The following is a 12,486-nucleotide window of genomic DNA, read 5'->3' as shown; positions in this document are numbered from 1 at the left end:
AAGGGAGGGCAAGCGGTACTCACAGTCGACGGACTGTCGCTATCTCTCGCTATCCATATGCTTCAACTGCGCATCCGGGTAGCGCGCGCCTGCCGCGGCATCCTTTGGCACGGCGCGTTCGATCGCGGCCATATCGTCGGCCGAAAGCTCGACGGCTCTTGAACCGAGCGCTTCTGTCAGCCGGTCGCGGCGGCGGGCGCCGACGAGCGGGATGATGTCCTTGCCCTGTGCGGCAACCCAGGCGATCGCGATCTGTGCGACCGAGACCCGCTTTGCCTCGGCGATTTTGCGGAGTTCTTCGACGAGCGCCAGGTTCTGCTCGATATTGCCCTCTTGGAAGCGCGGGCTGTCGCTGCGGAAATCGCCCTTGCTGCTGCCCAGGCCCTTGTGCCAGTGGCCGCTGATCAGGCCTCGCGAAAGGACGCCGTAAGCGGTGATTGAGATGCCGAGTTCGCGGCAGGTGGCCAGGATCACATCTTCGATGCCGCGGGAAATCAGCGAATATTCGGTCTGAAGATCGACGATCGGATGGACGGCGGCCGCTCTGCGGATCGTGTCGGCGCCGACTTCGGAAAGCCCGACATGCCGGACATAACCAGCCTTGATCATATCGGCGATCGCGCCGACGGTTTCTTCGATCGGCACATTGGGATCGAGTCGGGCGGGGCGGTAGATATCGATGTAATCGACGCCGAGACGCTGCAGCGAATAGGCGACGAAGTTCTTGAGTGCCGCGGGCCGGCAATCGTAGCCGAGCCACGCGCCCTGCGGATCGCGAAGCGCTCCGGTCTTGACGCTGATCACGACACTGTCCCGTTTGCGGCCTTTCAATGCCTCGCCGATCAGCATCTCGTTATGGCCCATGCCATAGAAATCGCCAGTATCTAGCAGGTTGACGCCGGCATCCAGCGCGGCATGGATGGTGGCGATGCCCTCTTCGCGATCGGAAGGGCCGTACATGCCCGACATGCCCATGCAGCCGAGGCCGAGGGCGGAAACTTCGGGCCCGGTCTTTCCCAAACGATAGGTTTGCATCTCTTTCTCCTCTTCGATACCCGAGCGGCATCCTTGAAGTATTTTTACTACGGCAGAATTTGTGCGATAATCTGGATAATCTTGAACAGCCTGTACGGAAATACGCACAATGGATGACTTGCCTCTCAGTGATCTGGCTGCCTTTGCCGCCATTGCAAGGGAGCGGAGCTTTCGTGCGGCAGCCCGCAAGCGCGGAGTGTCGCCTTCCTCGCTCAGCGAATCCCTCCGGCGCCTCGAAGAGCGGCTCGGCGTACGTCTTCTCAACCGCACGACCCGCAGCGTGACGCCGACCGAGGCCGGCGAAAGGCTGCTGGAGCGCCTCGCGCCGGCGCTTGGCGAGGTCGCTTCGGCGCTCAGCCAACTCGATAGCTTTCGCGACAGTCCGGCGGGGACGCTGCGGCTTAACGTGCCGGTGATCGCCGCAAAGCTCTTCCTGCCGGATCTCGCCAACCGGTTTCTGCAGCGCTATCCGCAGATCACGCTTGAAGTGGTTGCCGAAGACAGCTTCATCGACGTGCTCGCCGCGGGCTATGACGCCGGCATACGCTATGGCGAGCGATTGGAGCGCGACATGATCGCCGTGCCGATCGGCCCACGCCGCCAGTGCTATATCGTTGCTGCGTCGCCTGCCTACCTCGAACGACGCGGCGTGCCGCAGCACCCGAAAGACCTGCTCGGGCACGATTGCATCCGCCACCGTTTCCTGAGCGGCGCACCGTTCGCCTGGGAATTCGAGCGCGGTGGCGAAACACTGGTGATCTCGCCGTCCGGGCCGCTGGTGGCCAACGTCATCGAGATGGAGGTTGGTGCTGCCGTCGCTGGCCTCGGCGTCATCGGCTCCTTCGAGGAAGTCCTCGCTCCTGCCATCGCACGCGGCGAACTGGTGCCGATCCTTCAGGAGTGGATCACGGAATTCTCCGGTCCGTTTCTCTATTATGCCGGCCGTAGGCACATGCCGTCCGCGTTGCGCGCATTTGTCGATTTCGTGAAGGAGCAGCGGCGGGCCGCCTAAAATCCCCGTTTGTTCCGCCCGCCGATCAATTTCGCTGGCGGCTTGATCAAAAACTTTGAAATGTTCACGTATTGTTTCATTTTTCGCGATGAGCTATGTAACAACCCCGGCGACGAGATCGTCTTTCCAGAAAGCAATCCCCTGTTGAGAGATGTTCCATGCTTGATCCCAAATTCGTTCGCCGCGGCCTCTTCCTCGTTTTCGTGATCCTGTTTCTGGACGTAATTGGCATTGCGATCATCATGCCGGTGCTGCCCGCTTATCTGGAGGAACTCACCGGCGGTACCATCAGCGATGCCGCACTCGACGGCGGCTGGCTGCTGGTCGTCTATGCCGGCATGCTGTTCTTGTTCTCGCCCCTGCTTGGCAATCTCAGTGACCGTTTCGGCCGCCGCCCGATCCTGCTTCTCTCCGTGTTGACCTTCGCGATCGACAATCTGATCTGCGCGGTCGCCACCAGCTTCTGGATGCTTTTTGTCGGCCGGGCGCTCGCAGGCTTCAGCGGCGGCAGCTATGCGACGTGTTCGGCCTATATCGCTGACATCAGCACTGACGAGAACCGCGCCAAGAATTTCGGCCTAATCGGCATCGCCTTCGGGGTCGGTTTCACCATCGGCCCCGTTATCGGCGGCATCCTCGGTGAGTTCGGCCCGCGCGTTCCGTTCTTCGGCGCGGCGGCGCTTTCCTTCCTCAATTTCGTCGCTGCCTATTTCCTGCTGCCGGAAACGCTGGACGCCAAACATCGGCGCACCTTCGAATGGAAGCGGGCCAATCCGCTGGGCGCGTTGAAGCAGATGCGCAATTATCCCGGCATCGGCTGGGTCGGCGCCGTCATGTTCCTCTTCTGGCTGGCACACGCCGTTTATCCGTCCGTCTGGTCCTTCGTTTCGACCTATCGCTACGGCTGGAGCGAGGGCCAGATCGGCCTTTCGCTTGGCATCTACGGTATCGGCGCCGCGATCGTCATGGGTCTCGTGCTGCCGAAGATCGTGCCGGTGCTTGGCGAGTGGAAGACGGCGGTCGTCGGCCTTTCTTTCTCGGTCGTCGGCCTGACGGGCTATGCTTTCGCCTGGGAGGGCTGGGTCGTCTATACGGTCATCATCCTGACCGTCATGGAAAACGTCGCCGATCCGCCGCTTCGCAGTATTGCCGCCGGCAAGGTGCCGCCGTCTGCACAGGGTGAATTGCAGGGAGCGCTCACGAGCCTCAGCAGCATCACGACGATCGTCGGCCCGCTGATCTTCACGCAGATGTTCGGCTATTTCACCAAGCCGGATGCTCCGGTGACCTTTGCCGGTGCGCCCTACCTGCTGGCCGCTTTCTTTATTCTCTCGGCGGCTCTGGTCTTTCTCGCGAAGGTTAAGACTGCGAAGCGCCCGGAAGCCCTGGAAGCGGCGGCGGAGTGAGCTATCAGAATTCGTGATGATGTGATGAATTTTTCATCATTTGCCTCTTTTGGGGTGGCTCTTTGCGGGGCTTTGATCTAAGGCCCGATATTACTTTGCCGCGAAATGCGGCCCTAAGTGATTCAACCAAACAGGAATGGCTCTGATGGACGCGCCGATCGACGTGCACAGGCTTGCGCCGCAAACCGACAATCGTTGGGGTGCGCATTTCCGCGCCACGCTGGCACTCGGCATTCCGTTCATCGGCGCACAGCTTGCCCAGCTTGGCATCAACACGACGGACGTCATGATCGTCGGCCGCCTCGGCGCCGAGAATCTCGCTGCCATGGTCCTTTCGGCACAGTTTCTGTTCACGATCCTGATTTTTGGTTCGGGCTTTGCCATCGCGGTTATTCCGATGGTCGCGCAGGCTTACGGCCGGGGCGATATCGTCACAGTTCGCCGCTCGATGCGCATGGGCCTTTGGATGGTCACCGTCTATTGGCTCGTCATGCAGCCGGCCTTTTTCTATGCCGAGGAGATATTGCTCGCCGCTGGCCAGAAGCCGGAAGTGGCAAAGCTTGCGCACGGCTATATCCTGATCGGTCATTTCGGCGTGCTGCCGGGGCTGCTCTATAACGTCGTGCGGGCGCTCGTCAGCGCGATCGGCAAGGCTGCCGTCGTCCTGAACGTGACCATTGCCATGCTGGTGATGAACGCGATCTTCGCCTACGCCCTCATCCTCGGCCATTTCGGTTTTCCGGCAATGGGCCTTCAGGGCGCTGCGATCGTCTCGGTCGCGGTGCAGACCGCGGGCTTTATCTTCATCCTCGCCTATGTGCAGATGAGGGAGGAGACACGGCGCTATGAAATCCTGGTGCGTTTCTGGCGCCCGGACTGGCACGCGCTTTGGGATGTCGTTCGTCTCGGTCTGCCGATCAGCGTGACCATTCTTGCGGAGGTCAGCCTCTTTACGGTTGCCTCGCTGCTGATGGGTTATATCGGCACGATCGAGCTTGCGGCACATGGCATTGCGCTCCAATGGGCGTCGATCGCCTTCATGATCCCACTCGGCCTCTCGCAGGCCGCAACCGTCCGCGTCGGCATTGCGCACGGGCAAGGGGACCATTCCGCTCTGGTTCGCGCCTCGATCGCGGTGCTGATCATCGCGGCGGCGATCTCGGGTATCGGGGGTATCCTGTTTGCGGTCATGCCGGAGTTCCTGGCGCGCTGGTTCCTCGACGTCAGTCGTCCCGAGGCTTCGCAAGTGCTTTCCTATGCCGGCCCGCTGATCGTCGTCGCCGGCCTTTTCCAACTTGTCGACGGCATGCAGGCGGTTGCCAGCGGTTTGCTGCGCGGCCTCAAGGATGCGCGCGTGCCGATGATCATGGCGCTGATCGCCTATTGGCCGATCGGCTTCTTCCTTGCCTGGTTCTTCGCTTTCCCGATGGGCTTCGGCGGCGTAGGCATCTGGTTCGGCTTCCTCGTCGGCCTTGCGGCGGCTGCCATCATGCTCTGCGCACGTTTCTACATTCTCGTGCGCCGCGAGGAGAAAATGGCCGGCGCCTGAGCCGCATCGAGCTTCCCTAGCCATTTCGCGTCTTCGCGATGCCGTTTCCATCGTGATACGAGAAAGCGGCGTGCCGGTACCTCGATCACATAGTAACTCACGCAAGCAAGCCCGAAGGCAGTGGCTACTCCGACGGGGATAACGAGATCCGACGGTGCGGTACCGCCGAGCGTCTTCTCGACGAGAAAGAGCGCAGGCGCGTGGAAGAGATAGAGCGAGAAGCTGATTCTGCCGGCGAAGCGTAACGGAGCTGCGCCGAAGGCTACTACGGAGATCGGATGCTCAAGTGCCACCAGAAAGACCGATAGCGCAGCCGCAAAAGCCGTCGCCATATCCCAGAGTGAGCTCGCTGTTTGCGGTGCGACGCCCTGACGAACCAGTAGGAACAGCGGTAACAGCAGCGCAAGCATCCCAATGATGATGTTTGGCTCTTGTCTGTCGATGCGCCGGTGCATTCGACCTGCGACAACGCCGAATAAAAAGAACGGCAGCTTGGATGGCAGCATGATGCCGCTACCGGGAAATCCGAGTAGTCCGTCGAGCGCCAGGAAGATGGCGATGGCAATCGCGATATTCCGGTAGCGAATGGGATTCGATAGAAAGAGCCATATTAATGGGAAAAGCAGATAGAACTGAATCTCGGGCGGGACCGACCAGAAAACCCCGCTGGAGCCCATTAGTGCCATATGGCGGAGTACCTGACCTATACCGTTGATCGGCTGGAAATAATTCAGGTCCTGAAAGAGCGACAGGAGCGCAATGGCCAGCACTGCAGCAATATAAACAGGATAGATGCGCGCGAAGCGAGTTACGAGAAAGTCGGCACAGCTTTTCGGACTGAGCGGCCGATTGCCGTAGATGTACGCCATCAGGAAGCCACTCAGTGCAAAAAATAGGCCTACTGCATTGCTGCCGATATCGCGGATAGGCATGGAGAGGGCGGAGGGAAACATCAGATTGACGTGCGCGACAATCACGCCTGCGGCAGCAATGCCACGCAGACCGTCAAGGCTACCGATGTGGCGTTCCCTGTCCATATCCAACCTCTGAAAAGCCCTGAGGCTCGCCAGAGGTTGTAGAGTAGCGATCTTAAGGCCCCATTAAGGCTTGTTGACCGTCGGGCCGATGCCATGCTCCTACGCCGCAACTGGCTTGTAATTGGCGATGTCGGCGCGAATGCCGAGCCGTGCGAAAAGTGCCTGCGGATCGAAGTTACGTGCCCGGTGCGCCGCTTGGACGGCGGCCTTCACCCGCTCGAGGACCTCAGCGCTTTCCCACTCGGCGATCGTCACGAAATTGAATTCGCCCGGTCCCGAAACCTGCTCCAGAACGGTGTGCCGAATGAAGCCTTCCTGGGCCTGCAGCACCTCGTGCGTCTTCAGCACATTGATCAGAAACTCCTCGCGTGCCGCCTCCGGCACCGCAAACTTGTCCACGCGATAAAAAGCGCCGTTCATCACCATCTCCTTGGTTTTCGATGTCACGGCAACCGGTTTAGTTCCTCAAGTTAAGTTGAGGTCAAGCGACGCAGAAAGAAAATCCCGCCTTGTAAACTTACTCCCGAAAGTTGGACCACTTCGGGGGCAAGTTTACAAGGCGGGCCTTTTCGTCAGCTTACTGGTTCGCCGTTACCTTCACACCGAGCACGTTCGGCAAAGTGTTCGGTGCGCCCATGGCAGCGCCCATGATGGTCGGGAAGGGGACCGGCTGAGGCGGCGCGGCGCTGATGGTGAAGCTATTCGGGTCGTCGAGATAGGTGTTGACCGCTGCCGAAATCGCGTTCTGCAGTTCCGGGATGTTGAGCTGCGCCAGCGCGATCGGCGCCATCGCCTTCAGCGCGTCTGCCATCTGCTGTGCCGAGATGTTCTGCTTAGAGCCTGCATATTCCAGCGCGCGCTTCGTGATCGACGCGTCATCGAAGCGGATTTCGGCACCGTTGAACGAAAGCTGCTGCATGAGGCCGAGCATGGCGAGGCCGAGCGCCTGCTGCGCTTCTTCCTTGTTCGGATTGGCTTCGGAAGCCTTGGTTGCCTCCTGCAGCGACTTCACGAAGGGCAGGGTGTATCCCGAAATCTTGAAGGCAAGGTTCAGGCGGCCGACATTCGTGACGTCGAAGGCGAATTCGGAGATATCGATCGCACCGGGGCCGAGGTCCCACGCGCCTTTCATGGTGATGTCGCCGTTGAGGTGCTGCAGGGCGAGTTTCTCGATCGCTTCCTTCGCCTGGGGGTCCGGAGTATCGCTGAGGTCTGCCTTCATGCTCTTGAACGCGCCGTCGAAGTCGAAGCCGGATTCGTCCTCGCGCAGCGTCAGGTTCATCTCCGTCTCGCCGAGCGAGAAGACTTCCTTGCCGCCGTTGACCACTTTTATCGGACCGGCATGAGCGGTTTCGTAAAGCAGGATCGAATCGAGGCGGTCACCGCTGGCGTCTGCCGGGATCGAGATGCCGCCGAGCGTCAGTTCGGTGGCGCTGACCGTCGTGCCATCCTTGGTCACGTTGATGTCGGGGAAGGCTGCTTCCTCGATGTAGTAACCGCCGTCTTCGTCTTCCTCGACACCGGTCATCGTGATGTCGCCGATGTTGAGGGCGTCGCTGCCAGTCGGCTTGAAGCTCGCGTTCTTCAGCGTCACCGTCGTGTCGTTGACGTCGACACCATCGGCAGTGATCGTTCCGCCTTGGGTACTGTAGGCGGCATTCAACTTCTTCAGAAAATCCTGCCCGTCGAGGGCGACTGCGGAGCCGGCGAGCGACAGAAATGCGGCGCCAGACAGCATCAGCCGGGTTGTCCGGTAAAAAGTCATCGGTAAGTCCTTTGGTGGCGGTTGCAAATTGCAGCGAATTACTGCGGATCGAACGCGGTTTATATTTGCAGGGTTCTAAATTTCTGTTGAAGGGGAAAGCAAACGAGTCCAAATTTGTGGCGATGCATGATGACCCATTCATGTCGTTCCGGGACGTCATCCACAGGCCAAAGCCCTCGATTCCTTGCCGTGAATCGTCTTCTAGGCTAGGCAGAGCCTATGGGACAAGAGATTTTGCCGCCCTCCGGCGGAGACGACGACAGCATTCACCCGGTTGATCTGAAGGCCGCGCTCGAAGAGCGTTACTTGGCCTATGCGCTTTCGACCATCATGCACCGCGCGCTTCCGGACGTTCGCGATGGCCTGAAGCCGGTCCATCGGCGCATCGTCTATGCGATGAACGAGATGGGGCTCAGACCCAACTCAGCCTTCAGGAAATGCGCCAAGATCGTCGGCGAGGTGATGGGTAACTTCCACCCGCACGGCGACCAGTCGATCTACGACGCACTCGCACGCCTCGCCCAGGATTTCTCGCAGCGCTACACGCTGGTGAACGGCCAGGGCAATTTCGGCAACATCGATGGCGACAGTCCCGCCGCCATGCGCTACACCGAATCGAAGATGACGGCAGTCTCGGAGCTGCTGCTCGAAGGCATAGATCAGGATGCCGTCGATTTCCGCGACACCTACGACGAATCCAATTCCGAGCCGGTCGTCCTGCCCGGCGCTTTTCCTAACCTGCTCGCGAACGGCTCCTCCGGCATCGCCGTCGGCATGGCGACCTCCATTCCTTCGCACAACGCCCATGAACTTTGCGATGCGGCGCTGCACCTCATCAAGCATCCGGATGCGACTGTCGAAAAGCTCGTCGAATTCATTCCGGGACCGGACTTTCCGACGGGCGGCATCATCATCGACAACCGCGAAAGCATCATAGAGAGCTACCGCACCGGCCGCGGCGGCTTCCGGGTGCGCGCCAAATGGCAGATCGAGGATCTGGGACGCGGCGGCTATCAGATTATCGTCACCGAAATCCCCTTCCAGGTGCAGAAGTCACGTCTGATCGAAAAGATCGCCGAGCTGCTGATTGCCCGCAAGCTGCCGCTGCTGGAAGACATCCGCGACGAATCCGCCGAAGACGTCCGCGTCGTGCTGATGCCGAAGAGCAGGACCGTCGATCCGACGATCCTGATGGAATCGATGTTCAAGCTGACGGAGCTGGAGAACCGCTTTCCGCTGAACATGAATGTTCTTTCCATGGGGCGCATTCCGCGCGTCATGGCGCTGAACGAGGTGCTGAAGGAGTGGCTGAATCACCGCCGCGAGGTCCTGCAGCGCCGTTCGCGCTTCCGCCTCGCCGCAATCGACAGACGCCTCGAAATCCTCGACGGCCTGTTGATCGCCTACCTGAACATCGACGAGGTGATCCGCATCATCCGTGAGGAGGACGAGCCGAAGCCGGTGATGGTGGCCCGCTGGGGACTGACCGACAACCAGGTCGAAGCGATCCTCAACATGCGGCTACGCTCCTTGCGCAAGCTCGAAGAGTTCGAAATCCGGACCGAGTTTGCCGAGCTCACCACAGAGAAGGCCGGCATCGAGGCGTTGCTCGCCTCCGAGGAAAAGCAGTGGCAGACGGTCGCCTGGGAAATCGGCGAGGTGAAGAAGAAGTTCGCCAAGGCGACCGAAATAGGCCGCCGCCGCACGCAGTTCGCGGAGGCGCCCGAAGCCGACGAGCAGGCCATTCAGCACGCCATGATCGAGAAGGAACCGATCACCGTCGTCGTTTCCGAAAAAGGTTGGATACGTGCGCTGAAGGGCCACATCGCGGACACGGCGAGCCTGACCTTCAAGGAAGGCGACGCGCTGAAGATAGCCTTTCCGGCACAGACGACGGACAAGATACTTGTCGTCACGACCGGCGGCAAAGCTTTCACGCTCGGCGGCGACAAGCTGCCCGGCGGCCGCGGTCACGGCGAGCCGCTGCGAATCATGGTCGACATGGAAAATGATCAGGACGTGCTGACGGCCTTCGTCCATGATCCGGCGCGCAAGCAGATGATCGTCTCGACCGTCGGCAACGGCTTTGTCGTGGCGGAATCCGAAATGGCTGCCAATACCCGCAAGGGTAAGCAGGTCATGAATGTTGCGATGCCGGACGAGACCAAGCTCATCGTGCCCGTCAGCGGTGATCACGTTGCCGTCGTCGGTGAGAACCGCAAGATGCTGGTCTTCCCACTGGCCCAGGTGCCGGAAATGGCCCGCGGCAAGGGTGTGCGCCTGCAGAGATACAAGGATGGCGGCATTTCCGACGTTCGTTGCTTCGCGATCGCTGACGGTCTTGTTTGGGAAGACAGCGCGGGCCGTACCTTCACAAAAAACAAGGAAGAACTGGCTGAATGGTTGGCTGACCGTGCGTCCGCGGGCCGCCTCGTTCCGAAGGGCTTCCCGCGCAGCGGCAAATTTTCCGGCTGAATGCGATGACAAATTGGCGATCCGCTCTTGGCACGCGGGTCGCGTCCTCTATCTCCTTCCTGTTATCAAAAATTGGGAACGGGTTCATTCCGAAGGCGGACGGAATGGCCGGTGGGCTTTGTGCGCGAGCGCTGCCCTGAAACGGAGGAGCCTCAATGTCTGCCAACACTATCAAGTTGCATGTCGATCACACTTACAACGTACCTCCTTCCGTCGTCTATGACGCATGGCTTAATCCGCAGATGGCCAAACGTTTTCTTTTTGCGACGGAGCAGGGGCATGTTGTCCGCGCCGAAATCGATCCCCGTGTCGGCGGACGCTTCCTGATCATCGACCGACGCCCGACCGGCGACGCGTGCCACTGCGGCATTTTCCTCGAACTTCGTAGGCCGAAACACATGGTTTTTAGCTTCTCAGCTGAAGAGCACGACCACAATCCCGATCGCGTCGAAATCGACATCGAGCCGCTGGGCGACGGCAGCCGCCTAACGCTGACGCACGAAATGTGCGCCGAATGGGGGGCGTTCGAAGAGAAGACGCGCCAGGGCTGGATGCACGTTATGGACGGCCTGGAACGGGTGCTGCAGCAGACGGACCGACTAGCGAGCTAGGGGAACGGAGAAATCACGCAGAAAGCGCGTCGCGCCTGCTTCGTCTATCTCGCCGGCGGCAACAGCGAGGACGAACTCGTATAGACGCGCGTCTGTCGGTTCAATTTCGTAGCCGTTCCGCGCATGCCCAACACGGCTTCCGCACGCATCCAGGTGAGGGGCATTTAATCGTGCGTGCTTTCGGGCATGGTGGAGGGATCGAAGCGTTCCCAGCCGCGTGGCGTCAGGTGTTCCTGAGGTTGGAAGCGCGTCTTGTAATCCATTTTGCGCGATCCCTGAACCCAATAGCCGAGGTAAACATGCGGAAGGCCGAGCGCCTTGGTGCGCTTCACATGGTCCAGGATCATGAAGGTGCCGAGCGAGCGCCTGTCATATTCCGGATTGAAATAGGAATAGACCATGGAAAGGCCGTCGCTCATTGTGTCGGTCAACGCGGCAGCCAGGAGTTCGCCGCGCGGGCGGGCATCGAGACCCGAGCCTTCTTCCCGTTTGCGGTATTCGATGATTTTGGTGTTTACGTGCGTATCTTCCACCATGATCGCATAGTCGAGAACGGTCATGTCGGACATGCCGCCTTGCTGGTGGCGGTCGTCGAGATAGCGGCGGAAGAGTGAATACTGCTCGCTGGAAGGCTGCGCCGAAAATTCGGTCGCAATGACATCTGCGTTGTGAGCGAGCACCCGTTTCATCGATTTCGTCGGCTGGAACTCCTGCGCGAGGATGCGCACCGAGACGCAGGCGCGGCAGGATTCGCAAGCTGGGCGGTAGGCGATGTTCTGCGAACGGCGGAAACCGCCTTGCGTCAGGATGTCGTTCATTTCGGCAGCGCGCGGACCGACAAGATGCGTAAAGACCTTACGCTCCATCTCATGCGGCAAATACGGACATGCAGCCGGAGCCGTCAGATAAAACTGCGGTGATGGCGAGGCCTGCGTATTCATTTGCCGGAGAGACGTCCTTTCGCATTGATTGTTTTATTATGACAGCATGACCTAAGAATAGAAAACGTCAACAGCGCGGCTGGTCTGTCCGCGCTATCATTTTCCTATTCTTTTTTGATATGGCGCCGCCTGCTGGTCGGCAAAGACCGGCGGCGGGCTTTATTTCGCCGCGTCAGGCGGTTCGCACCGTGACCGTGCCCACAAGCAGATCGTGAATGAGTCGGCTGCGCTCGGTAAACAGACCGGCGAGCAGAATCAGCGGCGTCAGCACAGAGTTCAGGATCCAGAAAAGCGCCAGGTGGGCGATCGCTAGTAGGAAATCCATCGGGCGGCCATCGACGCGCACGATTGCGATCCCCATCGCCCGCATGCCGGGCGATGCCTGACTCGGCCCGCCGACCGTCAAGCCGAAATAGAGGCCGGCAACCAACACGAAGAGCGCCGGATAGAGAAAGAAACCGAGGCCGAGAGTCAGAATCGACAGGAAAAACAGCACGACTGCGGCAGGAATGCAGAGCAGCAGCACGATGATGTAGTCGAGAATGAACGCAAAGACCCGCCGGCTCAGCGTGCCGCTATAGGCGCGCCAGTCTTCCGGTGCGGCATAAAGCGGGTTCGGGTTAAGGCTCATCTGCGGTCTCCTTTGGAAATCGGT

Annotated in this window: 11 protein-coding genes and 1 pseudogene; 5 read left to right on the top strand and 7 right to left on the bottom strand. The window is 59.9% G+C overall.

Annotated features, from left to right (window positions below; translation table 11 throughout):
- Positions 1–39: 39 nt before the first annotated feature.
- Positions 40–1,035, bottom strand: a complete 996-nt coding sequence (locus BN1800_RS02540; protein WP_086994148.1) for an aldo/keto reductase — start codon at positions 1,033–1,035, stop codon at positions 40–42.
- Positions 1,036–1,144: 109 nt separating this feature from the next.
- On the opposite strand from BN1800_RS02540, the gene BN1800_RS02535 reads away from it, so the two are divergent.
- The 3 genes from BN1800_RS02535 (at position 1,145) to BN1800_RS02525 (ending at position 5,002) form a co-directional block, all read left to right on the top strand.
- Positions 1,145–2,047, top strand: a complete 903-nt coding sequence (locus BN1800_RS02535; RefSeq protein ID WP_086994145.1) for a LysR family transcriptional regulator — start codon at positions 1,145–1,147, stop codon at positions 2,045–2,047.
- A 158-nt stretch (positions 2,048–2,205) separates the two neighbouring features.
- On the top strand, positions 2,206–3,453 hold the full coding sequence (locus BN1800_RS02530; protein WP_086994143.1) for a TCR/Tet family MFS transporter: 1,248 nt from the start codon (positions 2,206–2,208) through the stop codon (positions 3,451–3,453).
- 145 nt (positions 3,454–3,598) lie between these two features.
- The gene (locus BN1800_RS02525; RefSeq protein WP_086994490.1) at positions 3,599–5,002 is read left to right on the top strand and encodes an MATE family efflux transporter; all 1,404 of its coding nucleotides are present in this window, start codon (positions 3,599–3,601) and stop codon (positions 5,000–5,002) included.
- Here BN1800_RS02525 and BN1800_RS02520 read toward each other — a convergent pair.
- The 3 genes from BN1800_RS02520 to BN1800_RS02510 form a co-directional block, all read right to left on the bottom strand.
- Positions 4,960–6,039, bottom strand: a complete 1,080-nt coding sequence (locus BN1800_RS02520; protein WP_086994140.1) for an acyltransferase family protein — start codon at positions 6,037–6,039, stop codon at positions 4,960–4,962. The genes BN1800_RS02525 and BN1800_RS02520 overlap by 43 nt on opposite strands.
- Positions 6,040–6,138: 99 nt before the next feature.
- Positions 6,139–6,459: an antibiotic biosynthesis monooxygenase family protein gene (locus tag BN1800_RS02515; protein ID WP_086994487.1), complete on the bottom strand. Its 321-nt coding sequence runs from the start codon at positions 6,457–6,459 to the stop codon at positions 6,139–6,141.
- 157 nt (positions 6,460–6,616) lie between these two features.
- A complete protein-coding gene (locus BN1800_RS02510) occupies positions 6,617–7,804 on the bottom strand; it encodes a hypothetical protein (RefSeq protein ID WP_086994137.1) in 1,188 nt (395 codons plus the stop codon).
- Between the two features lie 219 nt (positions 7,805–8,023).
- Between BN1800_RS02510 and parC the strand changes: the two genes are divergently transcribed.
- Both parC and BN1800_RS02500 read left to right on the top strand, forming a co-directional pair.
- A complete protein-coding gene (parC, locus tag BN1800_RS02505; RefSeq protein WP_086994134.1) occupies positions 8,024–10,279 on the top strand; it encodes a DNA topoisomerase IV subunit A in 2,256 nt (751 codons plus the stop codon).
- A 155-nt stretch (positions 10,280–10,434) separates the two neighbouring features.
- Positions 10,435–10,890, top strand: a complete 456-nt coding sequence (locus BN1800_RS02500; RefSeq protein ID WP_086994131.1) for an SRPBCC family protein — start codon at positions 10,435–10,437, stop codon at positions 10,888–10,890.
- Here BN1800_RS02500 and BN1800_RS42185 read toward each other — a convergent pair.
- From BN1800_RS42185 to BN1800_RS02485, 3 genes and pseudogenes are all read right to left on the bottom strand, one after another.
- A pseudogene (locus tag BN1800_RS42185) lies at positions 10,879–11,007 on the bottom strand (type II toxin-antitoxin system death-on-curing family toxin); the annotation flags it as partial. The gene BN1800_RS02500 and the pseudogene BN1800_RS42185 overlap by 12 nt on opposite strands.
- Before the next feature lie 47 nt (positions 11,008–11,054).
- Complete coding sequence (locus tag BN1800_RS02490) at positions 11,055–11,831, bottom strand: arginyltransferase (RefSeq protein WP_027508471.1); 777 nt, start codon at positions 11,829–11,831, stop codon at positions 11,055–11,057.
- Positions 11,832–12,003: 172 nt separating this feature from the next.
- Entirely contained in the window at positions 12,004–12,462 is a 459-nt protein-coding gene (locus tag BN1800_RS02485; protein WP_027508472.1) for an RDD family protein, read from the bottom strand.
- Between the last annotated feature and the right edge of the window lie 24 nt (positions 12,463–12,486).

The sequence above is a fragment of the Rhizobium sullae genome, from assembly GCF_900169785.1.
Taxonomy (GTDB): domain Bacteria; phylum Pseudomonadota; class Alphaproteobacteria; order Rhizobiales; family Rhizobiaceae; genus Rhizobium; species Rhizobium sullae.
The sequence above is the reverse complement of the archived record's forward strand: the minus strand, read 5'-3'. Positions and strand labels throughout refer to the sequence as shown.

Bases quoted from the DNA above. Each gene is read 5' to 3' on its own strand.
- BN1800_RS02540 (WP_086994148.1), bottom strand. From the start codon at position 1,035: ATGCAAACCTATCGTTTGGGAAAGACCGGGCCCGAAGTTTCCGCCCTC.
- BN1800_RS02535 (WP_086994145.1), top strand. From the start codon at position 1,145: ATGGATGACTTGCCTCTCAGTGATCTGGCTGCCTTTGCCGCCATTGCA.
- BN1800_RS02530 (WP_086994143.1), top strand. From the start codon at position 2,206: ATGCTTGATCCCAAATTCGTTCGCCGCGGCCTCTTCCTCGTTTTCGTG.
- BN1800_RS02525 (WP_086994490.1), top strand. From the start codon at position 3,599: ATGGACGCGCCGATCGACGTGCACAGGCTTGCGCCGCAAACCGACAAT.
- BN1800_RS02520 (WP_086994140.1), bottom strand. From the start codon at position 6,039: ATGGACAGGGAACGCCACATCGGTAGCCTTGACGGTCTGCGTGGCATT.
- BN1800_RS02515 (WP_086994487.1), bottom strand. From the start codon at position 6,459: ATGAACGGCGCTTTTTATCGCGTGGACAAGTTTGCGGTGCCGGAGGCG.
- BN1800_RS02510 (WP_086994137.1), bottom strand. From the start codon at position 7,804: ATGACTTTTTACCGGACAACCCGGCTGATGCTGTCTGGCGCCGCATTT.
- parC (WP_086994134.1), top strand. From the start codon at position 8,024: ATGGGACAAGAGATTTTGCCGCCCTCCGGCGGAGACGACGACAGCATT.
- BN1800_RS02500 (WP_086994131.1), top strand. From the start codon at position 10,435: ATGTCTGCCAACACTATCAAGTTGCATGTCGATCACACTTACAACGTA.
- BN1800_RS02490 (WP_027508471.1), bottom strand. From the start codon at position 11,831: ATGAATACGCAGGCCTCGCCATCACCGCAGTTTTATCTGACGGCTCCG.
- BN1800_RS02485 (WP_027508472.1), bottom strand. From the start codon at position 12,462: ATGAGCCTTAACCCGAACCCGCTTTATGCCGCACCGGAAGACTGGCGC.